The 19051-nt window shown below is 63.9% G+C and carries 17 protein-coding genes and 4 pseudogenes; 15 read left to right on the top strand and 6 right to left on the bottom strand.

Annotation, left to right across the window (positions count from 1 at the left end):
* Nucleotides 1-34: 34 nt before the first annotated feature.
* The 4 genes and pseudogenes from ACVWW3_RS04015 to ACVWW3_RS04000 all read left to right on the top strand — a co-directional run.
* Nucleotides 35-496, top strand: a complete 462-nt coding sequence (locus ACVWW3_RS04015; RefSeq protein WP_354105031.1) for an NUDIX domain-containing protein — start codon at nt 35-37, stop codon at nt 494-496.
* A 477-nt stretch (nt 497-973) separates the two neighbouring features.
* Nucleotides 974-1612: a hypothetical protein gene (locus ACVWW3_RS04010; protein WP_456650858.1), complete on the top strand. Its 639-nt coding sequence runs from the start codon at nt 974-976 to the stop codon at nt 1610-1612.
* Nucleotides 1609-1890, top strand: coding sequence for an HGGxSTG domain-containing protein (locus ACVWW3_RS04005; RefSeq protein WP_456650859.1), 282 nt, complete (start codon nt 1609-1611; stop codon nt 1888-1890). Before ACVWW3_RS04010 ends, ACVWW3_RS04005 begins: the two co-directional genes overlap by 4 nt.
* 114 nt (nt 1891-2004) lie before the next feature.
* A pseudogene (locus ACVWW3_RS04000) lies at nt 2005-2364 on the top strand (HipA domain-containing protein); the annotation flags it as partial.
* Between the two features lie 483 nt (nt 2365-2847).
* On the opposite strand, the gene ACVWW3_RS03995 reads toward ACVWW3_RS04000, so the two are convergent.
* Nucleotides 2848-3282 (bottom strand): MerR family transcriptional regulator, encoded by a 435-nt coding sequence (locus tag ACVWW3_RS03995; protein ID WP_456650860.1) that lies wholly within the window; start codon nt 3280-3282, stop codon nt 2848-2850.
* A 148-nt stretch (nt 3283-3430) separates the two neighbouring features.
* Between ACVWW3_RS03995 and ACVWW3_RS03990 the strand changes: the two genes are divergently transcribed.
* The 4 genes from ACVWW3_RS03990 to ACVWW3_RS03975 are packed head-to-tail and all read left to right on the top strand — an operon-like array spanning nt 3431 to nt 8619.
* Nucleotides 3431-4042 carry a cation transporter gene (locus ACVWW3_RS03990; RefSeq protein WP_456650861.1) on the top strand — a complete coding sequence of 204 codons (612 nt, stop codon included), beginning with the start codon at nt 3431-3433 and terminating at the stop codon, nt 4040-4042.
* Nucleotides 4039-5043 carry an efflux RND transporter periplasmic adaptor subunit gene (locus ACVWW3_RS03985; protein WP_456650862.1) on the top strand — a complete coding sequence of 335 codons (1005 nt, stop codon included), beginning with the start codon at nt 4039-4041 and terminating at the stop codon, nt 5041-5043. Before ACVWW3_RS03990 ends, ACVWW3_RS03985 begins: the two co-directional genes overlap by 4 nt.
* On the top strand, nt 5040-5294 hold the full coding sequence (locus ACVWW3_RS03980) for a hypothetical protein (RefSeq protein WP_456671878.1): 255 nt from the start codon (nt 5040-5042) through the stop codon (nt 5292-5294). The genes ACVWW3_RS03985 and ACVWW3_RS03980 overlap by 4 nt, the downstream gene beginning before the upstream one ends.
* Nucleotides 5295-5298: 4 nt before the next feature.
* Nucleotides 5299-8619 (top strand): efflux RND transporter permease subunit, encoded by a 3321-nt coding sequence (locus ACVWW3_RS03975; RefSeq protein ID WP_456671877.1) that lies wholly within the window; start codon nt 5299-5301, stop codon nt 8617-8619.
* A gap of 17 nt (nt 8620-8636) precedes the next feature.
* Here the strand turns inward: ACVWW3_RS03975 and ACVWW3_RS03970 are convergent, their stop codons facing one another.
* Nucleotides 8637-9545 (bottom strand): LysR family transcriptional regulator, encoded by a 909-nt coding sequence (locus ACVWW3_RS03970; protein ID WP_456671876.1) that lies wholly within the window; start codon nt 9543-9545, stop codon nt 8637-8639.
* A 120-nt stretch (nt 9546-9665) separates the two neighbouring features.
* Here ACVWW3_RS03970 and ACVWW3_RS03965 point away from each other — a divergent pair, with 120 nt between their 5' ends.
* From ACVWW3_RS03965 to ACVWW3_RS03940, 6 genes and pseudogenes are all read left to right on the top strand, one after another.
* A complete protein-coding gene (locus ACVWW3_RS03965; RefSeq protein WP_456650865.1) occupies nt 9666-10874 on the top strand; it encodes an arabinose transporter in 1209 nt (402 codons plus the stop codon).
* Nucleotides 10871-11651, top strand: a pseudogene (locus tag ACVWW3_RS03960) (carboxymuconolactone decarboxylase family protein). Before ACVWW3_RS03965 ends, ACVWW3_RS03960 begins: the two are co-directional and overlap by 4 nt.
* A 116-nt stretch (nt 11652-11767) precedes the next feature.
* Nucleotides 11768-12163 carry a (R)-mandelonitrile lyase gene (locus ACVWW3_RS03955; protein ID WP_456652068.1) on the top strand — a complete coding sequence of 132 codons (396 nt, stop codon included), beginning with the start codon at nt 11768-11770 and terminating at the stop codon, nt 12161-12163.
* Between the two features lie 8 nt (nt 12164-12171).
* Nucleotides 12172-12375: a DUF2255 family protein gene (locus ACVWW3_RS03950; RefSeq protein WP_456650867.1), complete on the top strand. Its 204-nt coding sequence runs from the start codon at nt 12172-12174 to the stop codon at nt 12373-12375.
* A gap of 32 nt (nt 12376-12407) precedes the next feature.
* Nucleotides 12408-12764, top strand: a complete 357-nt coding sequence (locus tag ACVWW3_RS03945) for a putative quinol monooxygenase (protein WP_456671875.1) — start codon at nt 12408-12410, stop codon at nt 12762-12764.
* A gap of 10 nt (nt 12765-12774) precedes the next feature.
* Entirely contained in the window at nt 12775-13542 is a 768-nt protein-coding gene (locus tag ACVWW3_RS03940; protein ID WP_456650869.1) for a glucose 1-dehydrogenase, read from the top strand.
* A 103-nt stretch (nt 13543-13645) separates the two neighbouring features.
* On the opposite strand, the pseudogene ACVWW3_RS03935 reads toward ACVWW3_RS03940, so the two are convergent.
* Nucleotides 13646-14561: pseudogene (locus ACVWW3_RS03935) on the bottom strand (ABC transporter substrate-binding protein).
* Between ACVWW3_RS03935 and ACVWW3_RS03930 the strand changes: the two are divergent.
* Entirely contained in the window at nt 14503-14646 is a 144-nt protein-coding gene (locus tag ACVWW3_RS03930; protein ID WP_456672454.1) for a hypothetical protein, read from the top strand. The pseudogene ACVWW3_RS03935 and the gene ACVWW3_RS03930 sit on opposite strands and share 59 nt — an antisense overlap.
* A gap of 46 nt (nt 14647-14692) precedes the next feature.
* Here ACVWW3_RS03930 and ACVWW3_RS03925 read toward each other — a convergent pair whose 3' ends face one another.
* From ACVWW3_RS03925 to xylB, 3 genes and pseudogenes are all read right to left on the bottom strand, one after another.
* Nucleotides 14693-15748, bottom strand: coding sequence for an ABC transporter permease subunit (locus ACVWW3_RS03925; RefSeq protein WP_247348171.1), 1056 nt, complete (start codon nt 15746-15748; stop codon nt 14693-14695).
* Nucleotides 15741-17265: pseudogene (locus ACVWW3_RS03920) on the bottom strand (sugar ABC transporter ATP-binding protein). The gene ACVWW3_RS03925 and the pseudogene ACVWW3_RS03920 overlap by 8 nt, the downstream one beginning before the upstream one ends.
* 217 nt (nt 17266-17482) lie before the next feature.
* Nucleotides 17483-18928, bottom strand: a complete 1446-nt coding sequence (gene xylB / locus ACVWW3_RS03915; RefSeq protein WP_456650871.1) for a xylulokinase — start codon at nt 18926-18928, stop codon at nt 17483-17485.
* Nucleotides 18929-19051 lie beyond the last annotated feature (123 nt).

Genomic DNA, 19051 nt, shown 5'->3' with positions numbered 1-19051 from the left:
CGGCTTCCGTTGGTTCGCCTGCAGGGAATCAGCCATGCCGTCGACCAGTGCCGGGATCCTCGCATATCGAAAGCGGCGGGAAGTCGAGGTTCTCCTTGTTCATCCCGGAGGGCCGTTCTGGCGCAACAAGGACTTCGGTGCATGGTCCATCCCGAAGGGTGAGCATACGGACAGGGAAGATCCGGAAGCTGCAGCGCGGCGGGAGTTTGCCGAAGAGCTCGGCTTCGCATTGTCCATGCCGCTGACCTCGCTTGGGCAGGTCAAGCAGCGCGGCGGCAAGGTCGTCACCGCGTTCGCTGCCGAATTCGACATCGACGTGCGCAGCATTCGCAGCAACATGTTCGAGATGGAATGGCCGCCACGTAGCGGCAAGCGACAGACCTTCCCCGAGGTCGACCGTGCCGAATGGTTCACGCTCGAAGCAGCGCACAAGAAGATCAACGCGGGACAGCGGCCGCTGCTCGAGCGGTTAGCTCAGATGGCCGGCATCGGATAGGGATCGGCCACTCCGGCATTTCGCGCAAACTGCGCACCCGACGGTCGGCACGTCAGGCAGCGTCGGCAGCCGCTCGGCTGATGACACCGCGAGCGCGCGCAGCCTGCCGGCCTTCACCAACGGCAGGCGATCATGCCGTTGGCGCCGGCGCGGCGGCACGTCAGGGCAGCATCGAAACAAAAACCGCGAAAACAACCCCATGCACAGTAGCCGGTCCCTGTCAGAACAAGGACTTGCACGGACAAGAACTTGCAGTGACAGGGATTGCGCAGCAAGCAAAGCCGTTTGACTCGTCGGGCAAAACACCGGCATGATGGCATCATCGCAACAATCGCCAGCGTCACACCGCCCGACCACGGGGCGCCTAGCGGCGATTGCGCGTAAGCCCTTCATCGACATCTCGAAAATCGCCCAAGCGCGCAGCAAGCGAGCGATTGATTTCGCGCGCCATGAGCCCGCGCCGGCAAAGGACAACACATGACGACATCAGCGAAACGCCACGGCACGCTGCCGGTTGCGGCAAACGATCTCAGCGGCCTTGCCGCCAACCCGCGGATCAAACTCTACAAGCGGCGGATTGTGATCCACCATACCGACCCGCAAGCCGGCGAACGCCTGCTCGCCGAGGCGCTCGGCGCCGCCGACCGCGACGCGCTACATGGTCTGCTGAGGCAATTGGTGAAGGCCAGCGCGATCGGACGAGAGCCCGATGAAGCCAATCTCGCCTTCATGATCTCGATGGTGAAGAGCATCGCACCGAAGGATTCGATCGAAGCCATGCTCGCAGTGCAGATGGTGTCCGTTCACACGGCGGCGATGCGCTCAGCCTGCCGCCTCGCCTGCAGCGGCGACGTCCAGCAGCAGGAAAGCATCACACGCGCATTGACCCGGCTGACCCGCACCTTCGCAAGCCAGATCGAGGCACTCAGCCGCCACCGCAACAACGGCGAGCGCGCGATCACGGTCCGGAATTTGTCGGTGCAGGACGGCGGCAGAGCGATCGTGGGCAACGTTACCCAACACGCGAGCATGATCGTCGCGGAGCCGGGCGCTGCGACAGATGCAGGACCGGTCCCGCCGCGCGAGGCCGAATCCGGACAATGCGCCAGCGCATGAGCTGCAATCACATCCGCAACACGAGCGCGATGACGACGAGCCCGCGCTGTGGCGCCGAGACGCGCAGCGGCACCACCTGCCGCGCACCGGCAGTGCAAGGCAAGGCCCGCTGCCGCATGCACGGCGGCGCACGGAGGTCAGGCGCGCCGAAAGGAAATCAGAATGCGCGGACGCACGGCGCATTCACGCAGGACGGGATTGCGGAACGACGGGCGATCCGGGCGTTGCTGGGCGAGACGCAGAAGCTGCTGGTCGAGATGAAGTCGGTGCCTGACTGAACAATCAGTCGGCTGAGGCCAAATCTCGGGCATCCATGGTCCATTAATGGACCATATAGGCCCAAATGATCCATTTATGGATCATTGCGTTGACGCGAAGACAACACGGACGATCACGCCCGGAACCACGCGGCGTTCTGGAATGGAAAAGAACTCTCGCTGACGCCCGCTTACGACATCTGCCCGCAGGTCAGGACCGGCGGAGAGGCCAGCCAGGCGATGTTCATCACCGGCGAGCGACGCACGAGCCAGATCACCGTGTGCCTTCAGGCCGCACCGCTCTTCCTTCTCGGACTCGATGAGGCGACCAAGCTCATCGCGGGACAGATCAAGGCGATCAAGAGGTTCTGGAAAGAAATATGCGACACGGCAGCGCTCTCGGAAGTCGACCGCAATTTCCTGTGGCGGCGGCAATTCCTCAACCCGTTCGCGTTCGCCGATGCTCCGGAGGCGCTGGTTGAACTCCTTGAATGAAGGCCGGCAGGCGTCGCCGCCGTTGTGACTCCCTGCCACTGGCCTCACTAAGCGTATCGCAGCACGTCCTTGGCCGGCGCACGAATTGCGGTGACCGCGGCACGAAATCGACCGTCCAACGCTGTCACAGGCTAACTCCAGCTGAATGAAGGCAGGTCCGGGCCGTGCTGAATGATGCGCGGAAGCTAGCTGGGGAGCTGTCGTGAGCTGCCGAAGAGACCTCGAAGGCGAGCCAGCGTAGATCGCAATCGTTGTTGACGAACGCGGTTGCGGGGACCTGCAACAAGCAGCCCCCTGGACTTCCGCCACTCGTTATTTTCGTTACATCCTAATTAATTGAGCGAGTCTGGCCTGCTTACTCCGATCGCGGATATTAGCGGCTCGGGAGCCCAGGCCCGTCCGTAGCCGGACTTTTGAAGGGCCGTGGCCAGGTCGCATTCAGTAGCTTGACAGCCCGAACAACTCAATTGAAGCCGGGCAGTGTCACGATGCGAAACTCTTGAGTTTGGCTGGGGCTTCGCAGTTGGAAATTGATTCGATGACGCGGCACTCGGCCACACGACCTCCTCTGCAGCACGCTAACATGTGCTGAAGCTCGCCACGAAGCGCGACGAGCCGCTGAATTTTGCTGTCAACGGCCTCAAGGTGCTCGCCGACAAGCGCATCGATCTCTCGGCAGGAGCCCTCGGGCTGGTCCTGCAATTCGAGCAAGGTGCGGATGGCCTCGACCTCGAAACCCAACTCGCGCGCGTGGCGGACGAAGACGAGGCGCCGGATGTCGCTGTCACGATAACAGCGACGGTTGCCATCGGATCGCGGCAAAGGTGGCAGGAGGCCGATCTGCTCATAATAGCGGATCGTCGGAACCTTGAGGCCGGTGCGTCTGGCAACCTCGCCGATGGGACATTCGTCACCCATTTTGGAGACCTTTCTCTTGCTCCTCTAGTCACTAGAGGATGCAAGATCTGAGTTCAAGTATCGAGGATGAAGCATGGCGGGCTGCTGCAATGACGAATCGTGTTCCCCTGGCGGCCCAGCGCCCAGCAACCCCGCGTGGCGCCGCGTCTTGTGGATTGCGCTCGGCGTCAACGGGGTCATGTTCCTGGCCGAGATCGGAAGCGGCATCGCGGCTGGTTCGGCTTCCTTGCAGGCCGATGCGCTGGACTTCCTCGGGGATACGGCGAATTACGCAATCAGCCTCGGGGTCGCCGGCATGGTTCTGGTGTGGCGAGCCCGCGCGGCGCTTTTGAAGGGCATCACTTTGCTGGTGCTCGCCTTGTGGGTGATCGGGATCACGGCCTTTCAGGCGTGGTCCGGCACTCTTCCGAAAGCAGAGGTGATGGGCGTCGTTGGCATACTGGCGCTCGTCAGCAATGCTGCGGTAGCCGTCTTGCTTTTTCGCTACCGGGCCGGGGACGCCAATATGCGCTCGGTCTGGATATGTTCGCGAAACGACGTGATCGGTAATCTGGCCGTGCTGTTGGCGGCGGCGGGCGTGTTCGGAACCGGCACGGGTTGGCCGGATATCATCGTTGCAGCGATCATGGCCGCGCTGGGGATTTCCGGCGGCGTCCAGATCATCCGTCATGCGATGTCCGAACTTCACCCTTCGGCGCCAACAACGCGGCCGATTTCATCAGGGCAAGTCAGCAGCGCAACTATTAGATTCCGAAAATGATCGAACGCGTGAGAGTGGCGCGGTTGGCGTTTACGGGCCTCGGGTTTGCAGCCGGGATCGCGGTTGCAAGCCTTGCATCCGGCGTGCCGGAAACTGTGCGCAAGTTCGCGGGATTGGCTTTTGCGCCTGGCACCGTGCAATCGCCCGACTCTGCTGGGCAGCCGCGCGGCGAAGGCAGCAAGGCGTCGGACGACAAGCAAGCGGTCGTCAGCCTGACAGACGAGCAACTGACGGAAGCGCACATCGATCTGGCACAGATCGAAAGCGGCATCCTCGCCCGCCGCATCATCGTTCCCGGAACAATTATCCCAGTCGCCGACCGGATCGCGAGAGTCGCCGTGAAACTCTCTGGCACTGTGGCGGAGCTGCGAAAGAATATCGGCGATCCAGTGATCAAAGGCGAAGTGCTCGCCATCCTTGAAAGCCGTGAAGTCGCGGACGCCAAAAGCGAATACCTCGCCGCCCGCCTCACCAATGAGTTGCAGCAGACATTATTTCAGCGCGACAAAATGCTATGGGAAGGTCGCGCATCCACCGAACAACAGTTTCTCAGGTCCCGAAACCTGACTGCGCAGACTGAAATGAAATCCAATATTGCCCGCCAGAAGTTGTTCGCGCTTGGTCTCAGCGAAAGCGAAATCGCGGCTCTGCCAAACGAGCCGGAAGCCCTGCTGCGTCGGCAGGAGGTTCGAGCGCCGATGGCAGGCCGCGTGGTCGAGCGCAAGGTCGATCTCGGCATGGCGGTCGGACGGGATAATCTAGAGACCGAACTGTTCGTGATTGTCGATCTCGATCGTGTCTGGGTCGAACTCGCAGTGAGTCCGACCGACCTCCCCGCGATCAAGGAGGGGCAGCCCGTGTCGATTGCGGCCCGTGGAATCACGGAAAAGGCCGACGGCAAGGTCATGTTCATCACTCCGCTTGTCGACAAGGACTCGCGCGCGGCGCGGTTGCGGAAGTTGCCAATGAGAGCGGCGCATGGCGGCCGGGTTCGTTTGTGACCGCTGCGGTCGCGACCGGCGAACAAGCGGTTTCCATTGCCGTGCCAACCAACGCCATCCAGACGATCGGCGCTGGAAAAGCTGTGTTCATCCGTACGACGGAAGGTTTCGAAAAGCGCGCGGTGGTGACCGGCCGGAGCGATGATCGCTTAGCCGAGGTGCTGACGGGTTTGAAAGCCGGCGAGACCATCGCCGTTACCAACACCTTTCTGCTCAAGGCAGAGTTCCTGAAGTCGTCTGCCGAGGACTGAGGTGATGATTGAATACATCCTCGCCGCATCAGTGCGTCGCCGGTGGCTGGTGCTGCTCGTGACGCTTGCTGCCGCTCTGTCCGGCGCGTGGTCTCTCACCAAGCTGCCAATCGATGCCGTCCCCGATGTGACCAACGTCCAGGTCCAGGTCAATGCCCTCGCGCCCGCGCTCTCGCCTATCGAGATCGAGAAACAGGTCACCTTTCCAATCGAAACGGCGCTCGCCGGCACGCCCGGTCTGGAATTGACCCGTTCGTTTTCGCGCAACGGTTTTGCCCAGGTCACCGCCGTCTTTACCGACAGGACAGACATCTACTTCGCGCGCCAGCAGGTGGCGGAGCGTCTTACCGAAGCAAAGGCGAGCCTGCCGCCCGGCGTCGACGTCCGGACGGGTCCGATCTCGACCGGGCTCGGCGAAGTCTATTGGTGGTCGGTGGAGTATCTGCCCGCCGGAGAGACCAGTTCGGTCCGCGACGGTAAGCCGGGATGGCAGAGCGACGGTTCGTATCTCACCCCCGAAGGCGAGCGCCTCTCCGACGAATTTCAGCGCACCGTCTATTTGCGGACCGTGCAGGACTGGATCATCCGTCCTCAGATGAAGACCGTGCCGGGCGTCGCGGGCGCTGACGCGATCGGCGGATACGTGAAGCAGTACCTTGTGCAACCGGATCCGGCGCGCCTGATCGCCTACGGGCTGTCTTTCGGGCAAATCGTGCATGCTATCGACGCCAACAATGTCAGCCGTGGCGCGAACATTATCGAGCGTAACGGCGAAGGCTATGTGGTACGCACCAGCGGGCGCGTGGAAAACCTCGGTGATATCGAAGAAATCGTCGTCGCGACGCGTCACGCCGTTCCTGTGCGGATCAGGGATGTGGCGGAGGTAGCGCTTGGCCGCGAACTGAGAACCGGCAGTGCAAGCGTGAACGGGCGCGAGGTGGTGCTCGGGACGGCCCTGATGTTGGTCGGCGGCAACAGCCGGACCGTCGCGGCCGCGGCTGCGAGCAAACTTGACCAGATTAACCGCACCCTGCCGCCCGGCATTCGCGCACGCACGATGCTCAATCGCACCCAACTTGTCGATGCCACGATCCGCACCGTGGCAACGAACCTCGCCGAAGGGGCGCTGCTGGTGGTACTGGTGCTGTTCCTGCTGTTGGGCAATTTCCGCGCGGCAATGGTGACAGCCATCGTCATTCCCGTCACGATGCTGATCACCGCGACCGGCATGCTGCAAGGCAGGATCAGTGCGAACCTGATGAGCCTCGGAGCGTTGGACTTCGGGTTGATCGTGGATGGCGCGATCATTATCGCCGAGAATTGCCTTCGCCACATGGCGGAGCGCCAGCGCGAACTTGGCCGGAGCATGTCGCTGAGCGAGCGTCTGGACACTGTGACGATGTCCGCGACCGAGATGATCAGACCGACGGTGTACGGGCAAGCCATCATTATTCTCGTCTACGTGCCGCTTCTGACCTTCACCGGCGTGGAGGGCAAGACGTTCGAACCTATGGCCATGACGGTCATCATCGCCCTGATCACGGCTTTCGTGCTTTCGTTGACCTTCGTGCCGGCGATGATCGCAATCTTCGTCAGCGCACGCGTGCAAGAGACCGAGAGTTTCATCGTCCGCGGCTTGAAGACGCTGTATCAACCTGCGCTTGGCGCGGCGACACGATCACCCATCGCGGTGATCACCGCCGCGATTTTGCTGTGCGTCGGGGCCACCCTGCTGTTCGCACGGCTTGGCCAGGTGTTCACGCCAACGCTCGACGAGAAGAATATCGTGATGGAAGTCAGGCGGATTCCCAGCACGTCGCTTGCACAATCGCAAACAATGCAGCTCAGTATCGAGAAGGCCGTCAGCCAACTGCCGCAGGTTGCGTTTGTGTTTTCCCGGGTCGGCACGCCGGACCTGGCGGCCGACCCGATGCCGCCGAATGCGGCGGACACTTACGTCATCATGAAGCCGCGGGACGAATGGCCCGATCCGCGGATACCCAAGGACGAATTGATCCGGCAGCTCGAAGCTGAGGCATCCAAATCCCCCGGCAACAAAGTTGAGTTTTCCCAGCCCATCCAGATGCGCTTCAATGAGCTGATTGCCGGTGTGCGCGCGGACCTGGCAGTGAAGGTCTTCGGCGACGATTTTTCCTCCATGCTGCGCGCGGCCAACCAGATTGCCGCCATTCTCAAGGAAATCGAGGGTGCGGCCGACGTCAAGGTGGAGGAGGTGCAGGGCCTGCCGGTTGTGGAGATCAGAATCGACAAGGCGGAGATCGCCCGTCGCGGCCTGAACCTTGCGGACGTGCAGGATGTTGTCGGTGTCGCCATCGGTGGCAGCCCGGCCGGACTCGTGTTTGAGGGCGATCGCCGTTTCCAGATTGTTGTCAGACTTGCCGATTCGCAACGCAGCGAAGTCCTGACGCTGGAAAATCTGCCGGTCACCCTGCCACAAAGCGGGTCGGGTACCGGGGCGGTTACCGTTCCCTTGCGCCAGCTTGCGAGTTTCCATGTGGGCGAAGGCCCCAATCAGGTCAGCCGGGAAAACGGCAAGCGGCGCGTGGTGGTGACAGCCAACGTGCGCGGTCGCGACATCGGCTCGCTTGTCGATGAGGCACAAGCGAAGATCGCGGAGCAGGTCGCGCTGCCTGCCGGGTATTGGTTGGCTTGGGGCGGCCAGTTCGAGAATTTGAGCGCCGCGCGGCAACGGCTCATGATTGTTGTGCCGCTCTGCTTTGGGCTGATATTCCTGCTCCTCTTGGGCGCGCTGGGTTCCGCCCGCGACGCGCTGATCGTGTTCAGCGCCGTTCCCCTGGCGCTCACTGGAGGAGTGGTGGCGTTGTGGCTGCGCGATATGCCCTTTTCGATTTCGGCGGCGGTCGGCTTCATCGCGCTGTCGGGCGTCGCCGTTCTCAATGGACTCGTGATGTTAAGCTTTATCAGGCAGCTCATCCATGACGGGGTATCGAAGCAGGAGGCCATTGTCGTTGGCGCGCTTACCCGTCTGCGCCCTGTCGTCATGACCGCGCTGGTCGCCTCTTTGGGTTTCGTGCCGATGGCCATTGCAACCGGGACCGGAGCCGAGGTGCAGAAACCCTTGGCCACCGTGGTGATCGGTGGTCTGATCAGTGCGACCTTGCTGACGCTCGTTGTTCTGCCCGCGCTGTATGCGCGATTTTCGAGCGGACCGCGCAATATTGACGGGTTGATCGCCCGAGCGCGCTACCTGGTTCTAGAATCTGAGGTTATTTTAGGGGACCCGCAACGGACGCCGCCCAAGACTCCCATCGCTTGTAATTTCGTTGGACCTGTAATGGCTTAGGCTGCTGCGGCATAACTTCACTGCCGTAGTGCTCTGCCTCGGTATCGAAGTGCGTCGACCAGCAGCGTGAATGCCGGCGACGGCTGCCGTCGGCTCGGATAGTACAGGTGATACCCGGAAAACGGAGGGCACCAGTCCGCCAACACCCGGACCAGGGTGCCGCTCGAAAGGTAGGGTTCAACCTGACTCTCGGTCAGATAAGCCAAGCCGAGACCCTGCAACGCGGCCTGCAGCAGGGCGCCTGAACTATTGAAGACCAGTTGCCCGTCCACGCGCACGTTGACGTCGCGTCCGTTCCGCTCGAACTCCCACGCGTAAAGGCTCCCACCGTGCGTCGGGAGGTGAAGATTGACGCAGTTGTGCTGCGTCAGATCCTGAGGCGTGCGCGGTTTTTTCCGCAACGTGAAGTAGGATGGCGAGCCTACGACGGCCATCCGCAGGTCCGGACCAACTCGGACCGCGATCATGTCCTTCGCGACTAGTTCGCCCGGCCGGATTCCCGCGTCGTACTGCGCCTCCACGATGTTGGTGAGGCCAACGTCGATCATGACTTCGACCTTGATGTCTGGATAGGGCGCGATCTTGGCCATGGCCGGCATGATGATGGCTTGCGCCGCGTACTCGGTCGAGGTGAGCCGGATCGTTCCCGCCGGCGTCTCCCGCAGCTCGCTAAGGGCTCGCAGTTCGACATCGATCTCGTCGAACTTGGGTCCGATCTTTTGAAGCAGCCGCTCGCCCGCTTGGGTCGGCGTGACGCTACGGGTCGTGCGGTTCAGAAGCCTCACACCCAACCGTTCCTCCAGAGCCTGGACGATCTGGCTCAGGGTCGGCTGGCTGATCGCGAGCCGCGCCGCCGCACGGGTAAAACTGCGTTCTCTCGCTACCGCCAAGAAGGCAAGTAGGTCGCTCGCGTCGGCACGTTCCATTTATAGGTCACTCCAATCAATCCAATTGGGTTTTATCGCCTTATCCGCATGACCCCAAGAGCCTATTTTGAGGCTCACAGATGGCAGCCGAGGGCTGCGAAGCTAACCGCAGGAACGGCAATGTCCGTCGTAGCCATGCCAGGTACCGCCGCCCCGCGTCCGTTCGCGGTGTCGCTGTTGCCGATTATGGGCGCAGTCTTCGTCGCCTTTCTCGTCATCGGCGTGGCGATGCCGGTGCTCCCGCTCTACGTCCATGACGGATTGGGGTTCGGCACTTTCGTGGTCGGCCTCGTCGCCGGCAGCCAGTTCGCTGCATCGCTGATCTCGAGACCCTGGGCGGGCCACTATTCTGACGGCCGTGGCGCGAAGCGCGCGGTTGTCGCAGGTCTGCTGGCGGCCTCGGCGTCCGGATTGATCTACTTGTGTTCGCTGCTGTTCCAAGGCGCGCCCGGAGCATCGGTCGCCGTGTTGCTGCTGGGGCGGGGCGTGCTTGGAGGAGCGGAGAGCTTCATCATCACCGCCGCCGTCAGTTGGGGGCTCGCGATCGTCGACGCCCGCAATACCGGAAAGGTCATCGCATGGGTCGGGTCCGCAATGTTTGCGGCCTTCGCGATCGGAGCCCCGGTCGGCTCCGCGCTCTACGCCAGCTACGGCTTCGCCGCCATCGCGGCCGTCACGGCACTGGCTCCTCTCGTCACATTGCTGCTGATCGCACCGCTTCCAGCCATCGTGCCGGTGCCCCGCGCCCGCTTATCGTTTGCAAAAGTGTTCGGATCGGTGCGGATCCCCGGTTTCGGCTCGGCGTTGGGCAGTGTGGGATTCGGGGCCGTGACCACGTTCGCCGCGCTGCTGTTCGCCGATCGTGGCTGGACGCAAGGCTGGCTCGCCTACACCGCCTACGCCGTCGCGTTCATCCTTGCGCGCGTCTTCTTCGGCCACGCATCCGACAAGTTCGGCGGCGCCAAGGTCGCGCTGTTCTGCGTGCTCATCGAAACTGCCGGCCAGGCGCTGATGTGGCTGGCCGTACGTCCCGAATTGGCGCTGGTCGGAGCCGCACTCACGGGTTTCGGATTCTCGCTGGTCTATCCCGGCTTCGGCGTCGAAGCAGTCCGGCGGGTGCCGGCACAAAGTCGCGGTCTTGCAATGGGAGCCTACACCGCCTTCCTCGACCTGGCTCAAGGGGTCGCAAGCCCCGCGCTCGGATTGGTCGCGAAGGGAGCCGGCCTGAATGTCGTGTTTCTCGTCAGCGCCGTCACCGTACTCTGCGCCGCGTTCGTCGCGTCCTGGCTGATGGTGAACCCGCCAACAATCGGAGGACAGCAGCAATGAAGCTTCTCGCAGCGACCGTACTTTCGCTTTCGATCGTCGCCGGCGCGGCCAACGGTCAACAAACCATCGAAGGAGTAAAAGCCATGCCCACGACCGAAGACATTCGCGCCGTCGCGCCCGCCCCTCGAAAGATATGCGAAGGATGTCGTGCTCGGCGATCTCTGGAAGCGGCCGGGTCTGCCGGCGCGCGACCGGAGCATTGTTACGGTCGCCGCACTCATCGCGCGCGATCAGACGGTCGAATTGCCGTACTATCTCAACTTCGCGCTCGACAACGGTGTGAAGCCGGCCGAACTGTCGGAAATTATCACGCACCTGGCGTTCTACACCGGGTGGGCAAACGCGATGGATGCCGTCGCCGCGGCCAAGGACGTGTTCAAGAGCCGCAACATCGGCGCCGACCAACTTCCGCCCGCAGCCGGTCCCCAGCTTCCCCTCGACGAGGCGGCGGAGGCGCAGCGGGCGACGCGTGTCGGCGAGCAGTTCGGCAAGATCACGCCCAGCCTCGTCCAGTACACGGCGGACGTGCTGTTCCGCGATCTCTGGCTTAGGCCGGGGCTGGCGTCGCGCGACCGCAGTCTCGTCACGGTCAGCGCCCTTGTCGCGACGGGCCAGGTCGCGCAGATCACCTATCATCTGAACCGGGCGATGGATAACGGGTTGACCAAGGAGGAAGCCGGCGAGGTCGTCGGCCATCTCGCATTCTACGCGGGTTGGCCCAACGCGTTCTCGGCGGCGCCGGTGGTCAAGGACGTCATCGAGAAGCGGTCCCGGTAGCGATGTCGTCGTACTCGCGTCGACAAGCCATCGCCTTGGTCGCCGGCTTAGCGGCATCGGCGGCGCCGGACGCGCGCGCCGAAGATTCGAACATGCGACGGAACGCAGTCATGGACATCGATATCAAGCGAAACGGTTCCCGCCCCTCGACGAAGGGCAATTCCGACTGGTTCACCGGATCGGTCTGGGTGGACCTTCTCTTCCAGGCTCCGGACCCGGGCCGGGTGAGCGGCGGTCAGGTCACCTTCGAACCCGGTGCCCGGACCGCCTGGCACACGCACCCGCTCGGGCAGACGCTGGTCGTCACTGCCGGCCTCGGATGGGTGCAGCGCGAGGGCGGATCGATCGAGGAGATTCGCGCCGGCGACGTCGTCTGGTTTCCGCCGGGTCTGAAGCATTGGCACGGTGCTTCGCCCACAACGGCCATGACGCACATCGCCATCCAGGAATCGCTCGACGGAAAGAACGTCGATTGGATGGAGAAGGTGGCCGACGACCAGTACCGAAAGTGAGGTCCACGATGCACGGCTGGAACAGCGATGAACTTCGCGCCGCCGGCCTCATCAAGGAGGTGGCGTTCGAACCGGTCGACGGACCGGTTCTGGATTCGATCGACGAGGCGTACCGCGCGAAGTATTGCGGCAACCGCTATCTCGAACCCATGATCGGTGCGCGTGCGCGGTCCGCGACCCTACGGATCCTGCCGAGGGCCACGGAAGCATGAGCATGAAGCAGCTTCTGGTCTACGGCGCATCGATGCTCGCCGTCGCGCTGGGCGGCGGCGCCGTCGCCCAGGAGCCGGACGGACAATATGTCCAGGTGGCGGAGATCGAGGTCGATCCCGCTCAAGTGGGCGCCTACAGGGCCGCAATCGAGGAGCAAATCGGCGCGGCGATCCGAAAAGAGCCGGGCGTCCTTGTGCTTTACGCCGTGGCTGAAAAAGACGACCCGACCCGCGTCAAGGTCTTGGAGATCTATCGCGACAGGAAGGCTTACGAAGCCCACCTTGGATCGGATCATTTCAAGAAATACAAGGCGACAGTGGAGAAGATGGTGAAGTCGCTCAAGCTTGTGCAGGCAACGCCCATCGCGCTTGGAGCGAAAACGAAGTGAGGTGGTTTTGATGAATCCGACCTATGATTTCAGCGGCCAGGTCGCTTTGGTGACCGGAGCGAGTTCGGGCATGGGACTGGCGACGGTAGAAGCTTTCGCAGCCTCCGGAGCGGCCGTCGTTCTTGCAGACATCAACGAGAAGGCTCTGCAGGTCGCCACGGAAAAACTCACGTCGGCCGGACGAAAGGTCCTGTCCGTGGTTTGCGATGTCTCGAACGAGGCGCAGGTCGCAAACACGATCGAGCGGGCCGTGGCGCATTTCGGCAGGCTCGATATGGCTTTCAACAACGCGGGCATCCAGGTGCCGCCGAGCGATGCCGCTGATGAGACCGCGGAGAACTTCGATCGGGTGAACGGAATAAACCTTCGCGGTGTCTGGGCCTGCATGAAGCACGAATTGCAACAGATGCGGACACAGGGAAGCGGAGCCATCGTGAATTGCTCGTCGCTCGGAGGTCTGGTCGGATTGCCCAGCCGCGCCGCCTACCACGCCTCCAAGCACGGCGTCATCGGACTGACGAGGAGTGCGGCGATGGAGTACGCGCCACGCGGTATCCGGATCAACGCGATCTGCCCCGGCACAATCAATACGCCGATGGTGTCGGACATGCTGGCGAAGCAGGCGGACGCCATGAAGGAAATCATGCGCGACCAACCGATCGGGCGGCTTGGCGAATCCGATGAGATCGCGGCCGCCGTGCTTTGGCTCTGCAGTCCGGGCGCCAGCTTCGTCCTCGGCGTCGCGCTACCGGTGGACGGCGGGTTTACCGCCCATTGAACGCATCGTCTGTTCGCGGAGGGGCGCACATGGCATGCCTGGCCAACATGGCACCACGTGAGCCCGGCCAGCGCCACATCCGGCGCCGGCCGTTTCCCGCCCGCTACTGCGTCCGGTCCGAGGTCCAGCCTTTGTACTCGCCGACATTGTCGCGCGTCACGAGTTTCGACGGCAGCAGTTCGACTGTGGACGCCGGCTTCTGGCCGTTGAGGATGCTGACGCCGACCTGCACGGCGCGGCGGGCCATGAAGAACGGGTCCTGCGAGGCGGAGGCCTGGATCTGCGCCGCCTGCGGGTCCTTGAGCGCCGCTTCGATGTCGGGCGCGCCGTCGACCGCGGTGATGACGATGCCGGTGCGGTGCTGCTGGCGCGCCGCGAGGTCGGTGCCGATCGCCTGCGGATCGTTGATGGCGAAAATGGCGTCGATCTTGGCGAAGCGGGTCAGATAACCCTGCGCCACCGTGAGGCCGCCTTCGCGCGAGCCCTTGCCGTCCTGGTCGTTGGACAGGACCTTGATGCCGGGGTTCTTGCCGAGCACGTTCTTGCAGCCGACGACGCGATCGATCACCGCGGAAACCTGCGGGCCGTTCTCGATGATCACGTCGCCTTTGCCCCCGAGCTTGTCGACGATGTACTGGCAGGAGATCTCGCCGGCCTGGACGTTGTTGGTGGTCACCGTGGCGTCGGCGCCCTCGGCTGCGGTGTCGACGGCAACGACGACGATGCCGGCGGCCTGCGCTTTCTTGATCGCCGGGCCGACCGCCTTGGGATCGCCGGGATTGAGCAGGATCAGGTCGACGCCGGCGGCGATGAAATTGTCGATCTGGGTGACCTGCTTGCCGAGATCATACTCGAAGCCGACGGTGGTGATCTTGACGTTGGGATTGGTCTTTTTGGCCTCGAACTCGGCGCCCTTCGACAACGCGACGAAGAACGGATTGCCGAGTGAGCCCCAGCGAAATGCCGACCGATTTGAGTTCCTTGGCGAAGGACGGAGCAGAGCTCAGGACGAGCGCCATCGCGGCGCCGGCAAGCGAGATCGTCTTCAACATTGGCTTCCTCCCTGGTCTGTTGAATCTCCGGCACGGCGACCAGTTGCCGTGACGGAATGAACATGAGGGCGCAGCGCCCGCTGCATCTCTCCCCGCGCTCAAGTGCGGGCCGAGCCCTGCAGCCGATAGCGGTCCAGCGCCACCGCGCCGATGATCACCAGGCCCTTGATCACATATTGCCAGACGTCGGACACGCCGATCAGGATCAGGCCGTTCGACAACACGGCAATGATCAGCGCGCCGACCAGCGTTCCCCAGATCGAGCCGATGCCGCCGACAAAGGAGGTGCCGCCCAGAATCACGGCGGTGATGGCGTCGAGCTCGTAGGACTGGCCGAGCTGCAGGCCGTTGGCGGCGTAGAGGCGCGCCGCCTGCATCGCGCCGCCGAGGCCCGCGAGCAGGCCGGACACGGCATAGACGAAGATCAGCACGGCCCAGACCTTGATGCCGGCGAGCCGCGCGGCGCTCTCGTTGCCGCCGACCGCGTAGATGTGCACCCCGAGCACGGTGCGCTTGAGCACCAGCCACGACACCAGGATGACCAGCAACGCGATCACCCAGAGCCAGGGTATCGACACGACGCCGGGAATGAGAGTCACGGCGCCGTTGCCGATGAAGGCATAGGGAATCGACGGATTGAACACCGTGGTGTCGGCGCCGAGCAGGCGCGCCGCACCGCGGACGGCGGTCAACGATCCCAGCGTGACGATGAAGGGCGGCAGGCGCAACAGCGCGATCAAGGCGCCATTGAGGATGCCGAAAACGGCGCCGGTGAGCACCGCGGCCGGCAACCACAGCGCCCCGAGATCGGGGAATTTGGAGACGATCAACCCGGCCATCGCCGACGCCGCCAGGATGGAGCCGACCGAGAGGTCGATGCCGCCGGTGAGGATGACGAAGGTCATGCCCGCGGCCAGCACGGTGTTGACCGCGGATTGCTGCACCACGATGCCGATGTTCTGGCCGGTGAAGAAGCGGCCGTCCGACAGGACATGAAAGCCGATGCACAGCAACAGCAGCACCGGCAGCATGCCGACCGCGCGAATGATCATCCGCGTACGCTGCCGCTTCGTCTCCTGCGCGGCGGCAACACCGGACCCGGCTGGGGCGGCCTTTGCAGGTACGGTGTTGGAGGAAGCGCCGTTCTCAGGCATCGAGCTGCTCCGTTCCGGTGGCGAGTGCCATGATCTCCTCCTGATTGAGCGGCGATTTCGCGTCCCGCCGGATCTGCCCGGCGATCCGCCCCGCGCGCATCACGACGACGCGGTCGCAGATGCCGATGATCTCGGGCAGGTCGGACGAGATGACGAGAACCGCGGCGCCCGATTTCGCGAGATTGTCGATGATCGAATAGATCTCGGACTTGGCGCCGACGTCGACGCCGCGCGTCGGCTCGTCGAGGATCAGGATTTTCGGACCGATCGCGAGCAACCGCGACAACAGCACCTTCTGCTGGTTGCCGCCGGAGAGCCCGCCGGCGGGGACGCCGACATTGGCAGCGCGGATTCCGAGCGCCGCGAACGCGCGTTTGGCGCAGTCACGGGCCTTGTCGCGGTCGAGGATGCCGCCGAATTTCGCATCGCGTCCCAGCACCGCGAGATTGATGTTGTCGAGGCAGGACATGTCGAGAAACAGGCCGAGCGCCTTCCTGTCCTCGGTGAGATAGGCAATGCCCGCGTCCAGCGCCTCGCCGGGCGTGCGGATGCGGACCGCGCGGCCCTCGATCTCGACATGGCCCGAGATCATGGGCGCGGCGCCGATGATCAGATGCGCAAGCTCGGTGCGGCCGGCGCCGACCAGGCCGGCGAGACCGACGACCTCGCCCGCATGCACCGTCAGCGAACATCCCTTGACGCGCCTGTTGTCCGCGACGTCGACGGCCGCAAGCACGGGAGCTCCCGGGCCGCGCCTTGAGATCATGCTCCTTCTTGTAGAAGGACGAGACGTCGCGTCCCACCATCATCCGGACGATGGCGTCGGCGCGGATGTCCGGCTTGTCGAGCGAACCGACCAGCGTGCCGTCACGCAGCACGGTGACGCGGTCGCCGAGCGCATAGACCTCGTCCATGCGATGCGAGATGTAGATGATGGCGAGACCTTCGGCGCGCAGCTGGCGAATCAGCGCGAACAGCCTTTCGCTCTCGCCGGCCGACAGCGCGGTGGTCGGCTCGTCCATGATCAGGATTCTGGAGCGGGCATGCAGCGCGCGCGCGATCTCGACCAGTTGACGCTGGCCCATCGAGAGATTGGCCACCAGCGTCTGTGGCGTGAAATCCGCGCCGAGCCGCGCAAGGATCGGACCGACGCCGGCCTGCATCGCCTCGCGCGCCAGCAAGCCGCCGCGGGAGACCTCGCGACCGAGATAGATATTCTCCGCAACGCTCAGATTGGGGGCGAGCGAGAGTTCCTGATAGATGATCGCGATGCCGGCCGCGCGGCCGCCGTGCGGGCCGCTGATCTGCACCGGCTGGCCGTCGATGCGGATTTCGCTGCCCGGGTCTGGCCGGTAGGCGCCCGACAGTATCTTCATCAGGGTGGATTTGCCGGCGCCGTTCTCGCCCATCAAGGCGTGGATTTCGCCAGCGTAGACGGTGAGGTCGACGTCGCGCAGCGCCTTGATGCTGAAGAACGATTTGGAGACCCGGCGCATCTCGAGGATGGGCTCGCTCATCACACCTCCCCGGCGCGCCGACGGCGGCATCGTAATCTCACCCGCGTCTCGTTCGGTCCCTGGCGCGTGGCGCATTAAACAAAAGGCCGCGGCGCAGGGCAATAGCTCCCGCATGCCGACGAACGGTCCGGCGGCGCATTTATCTTTTCCGGGCGGAACCGATCTCGAACGCAATGCCTTTTCTTCGCCACATCGTCGCGCACCATCTGGTGCGCGATCAGCGCCGCGGCCGGTACAGGCGGCGCCATTCCGGGAGCCGCTCGGCATAGGCCTGCGCAAGCGCGCGGTCGGGCTCGAACGTCTCGACACGCCGTGGCGCGGTGCAGACGGTATCGATCGCCTCCCCGGTGACCGCCAGGCGGCCGAGCCGCGCCGCACCAAACGCCGCGCCGGTCTCGCCGTCGGCAAAGCGATGCACGGGGACGTTCAGGACATTGGCCAGCACCGACAGCCAGAACCGCGACCGCGAGCCACCGCCGATGACATCGGCCTCAGCGATCACCAATCCGGTCTCGGCAAGCACGTCCCGGCAATCCGCGAGCGCGAAAGCAACGCCTTCGAGCACGCCTTGCACGATGGCGTCACGATCGGTGGCGTGACTGAGCCCGTCGAGCATGCCGCGCACATCCGGGTCATCATGCGGGGTGCGTTCGCCGGAGAGGTACGGCAGGAAGCTGACGGACGACGGCGCGTTTGGGCGCAACCCGAGCGGCGCCAGCAGATCGGCCTCGGAGGTCCCCAACAGCCGCGCGATCCAGGCCAGGCACGATGCCGCCGAGAGGATCGCGCCGGCTTGAATCCATCTGTCGGGGACGGCGTGACAGAAGGTGTGCACGACCCGCTCCGGGTTGGCCGCGATCGTGTCGGTCGGCACCAGCAATGCGCCGGAGGTTCCGAGCGAAATGAAGGCCGCGCCGGGATTGATGGCGCCGATGCCGACGGCTCCCGCAGGATTGTCGCCGGCCCCGCCGGCGATCATCGGCCGCCCGGTCATGCCCCAGCGTTGCGCCATCTCGCTCCGCAGCCGTGCCGACGGCGCGCAGCCCTCGACCAGACGCGGCATCTGCCGGCGCGACAGAGCGGTCGCGGCGAGCCCCTCATCCGACCAATCGCGGCTGATAACATCGAGCCACAGCGAACCCGAGGCGTCCGAGACATCCTCGATCGCTTCGCCCGTCAGCACCAGGCGCAGATAGGCCTTTGGTTGCAGCACGAGCCTGGTGGCGGCGAAAATCTCCGGTTCGTGTCTGGCGACCCATAGCAGTTTTGGCGCGGTGAATCCCGGCATCGCCTTGTTGCCTGTCGTCGTCCGCAAGGCGGGCCAGCGCCGCTCCAGTTCGGCGCATTCCGCGACAGACCGTCCGTCATTCCAGAGAATGCAGGGGCGCAACGGCACGAGGCCGGCGTCGAGCAGCGTTGCGCCGTGCATCTGGCCCGACAGGCCGATACCCTCGACGCCGGCCAATTCGCGCGCGTGATCCGCCTTCAGCGCATCCAGCGTCTCGAAAATGGCCTCGATCCACTGCGCCGGGTCCTGCTCGCTATGGCCGGGATGTGGCGAGCTGACCGTCAGCGACCGGCTGCGGCTCGCCACCACGCGCTGCGCGTCGTCGACCAGAACGATTTTGATGGCAGAGGTGCCGAGATCGATCCCGAGATACATGATGCCGCTTGCCTTGCGCGTTTGCCTTGCGCGTCCAGGATCTTGCGTGTCCAGGATCTTGCACTTCCAGGATATGGCACTTCCATGACATTGCGGGCATGGCGTTCCCGATGTTGGCATGCA

The organism is Bradyrhizobium sp. LM2.9 (assembly GCF_054056555.1).
The sequence above is the reverse complement of the archived record's forward strand: the minus strand, read 5'-3'. Positions and strand labels throughout refer to the sequence as shown.

Coding starts and splice junctions, on each gene's coding strand:
- ACVWW3_RS04005 (WP_456650859.1), top strand. CDS start 1,609: ATGAGCTGCAATCACATCCGCAACACGAGCGCGATGACGACGAGCCCG.
- ACVWW3_RS03975 (WP_456671877.1), top strand. CDS start 5,299: ATGATTGAATACATCCTCGCCGCATCAGTGCGTCGCCGGTGGCTGGTG.
- xylB (WP_456650871.1), bottom strand. CDS start 18,928: ATGTATCTCGGGATCGATCTCGGCACCTCTGCCATCAAAATCGTTCTG.
- ACVWW3_RS03945 (WP_456671875.1), top strand. CDS start 12,408: ATGCTCGCCGTCGCGCTGGGCGGCGGCGCCGTCGCCCAGGAGCCGGAC.
- ACVWW3_RS03965 (WP_456650865.1), top strand. CDS start 9,666: ATGTCCGTCGTAGCCATGCCAGGTACCGCCGCCCCGCGTCCGTTCGCG.
- ACVWW3_RS03970 (WP_456671876.1), bottom strand. CDS start 9,545: ATGGAACGTGCCGACGCGAGCGACCTACTTGCCTTCTTGGCGGTAGCG.
- ACVWW3_RS03950 (WP_456650867.1), top strand. CDS start 12,172: ATGCACGGCTGGAACAGCGATGAACTTCGCGCCGCCGGCCTCATCAAG.
- ACVWW3_RS04015 (WP_354105031.1), top strand. CDS start 35: ATGCCGTCGACCAGTGCCGGGATCCTCGCATATCGAAAGCGGCGGGAA.
- ACVWW3_RS03940 (WP_456650869.1), top strand. CDS start 12,775: ATGAATCCGACCTATGATTTCAGCGGCCAGGTCGCTTTGGTGACCGGA.
- ACVWW3_RS03925 (WP_247348171.1), bottom strand. CDS start 15,748: ATGCCTGAGAACGGCGCTTCCTCCAACACCGTACCTGCAAAGGCCGCC.
- ACVWW3_RS03995 (WP_456650860.1), bottom strand. CDS start 3,282: ATGGGTGACGAATGTCCCATCGGCGAGGTTGCCAGACGCACCGGCCTC.
- ACVWW3_RS03985 (WP_456650862.1), top strand. CDS start 4,039: ATGATCGAACGCGTGAGAGTGGCGCGGTTGGCGTTTACGGGCCTCGGG.
- ACVWW3_RS04010 (WP_456650858.1), top strand. CDS start 974: ATGACGACATCAGCGAAACGCCACGGCACGCTGCCGGTTGCGGCAAAC.
- ACVWW3_RS03930 (WP_456672454.1), top strand. CDS start 14,503: ATGCCGACCGATTTGAGTTCCTTGGCGAAGGACGGAGCAGAGCTCAGG.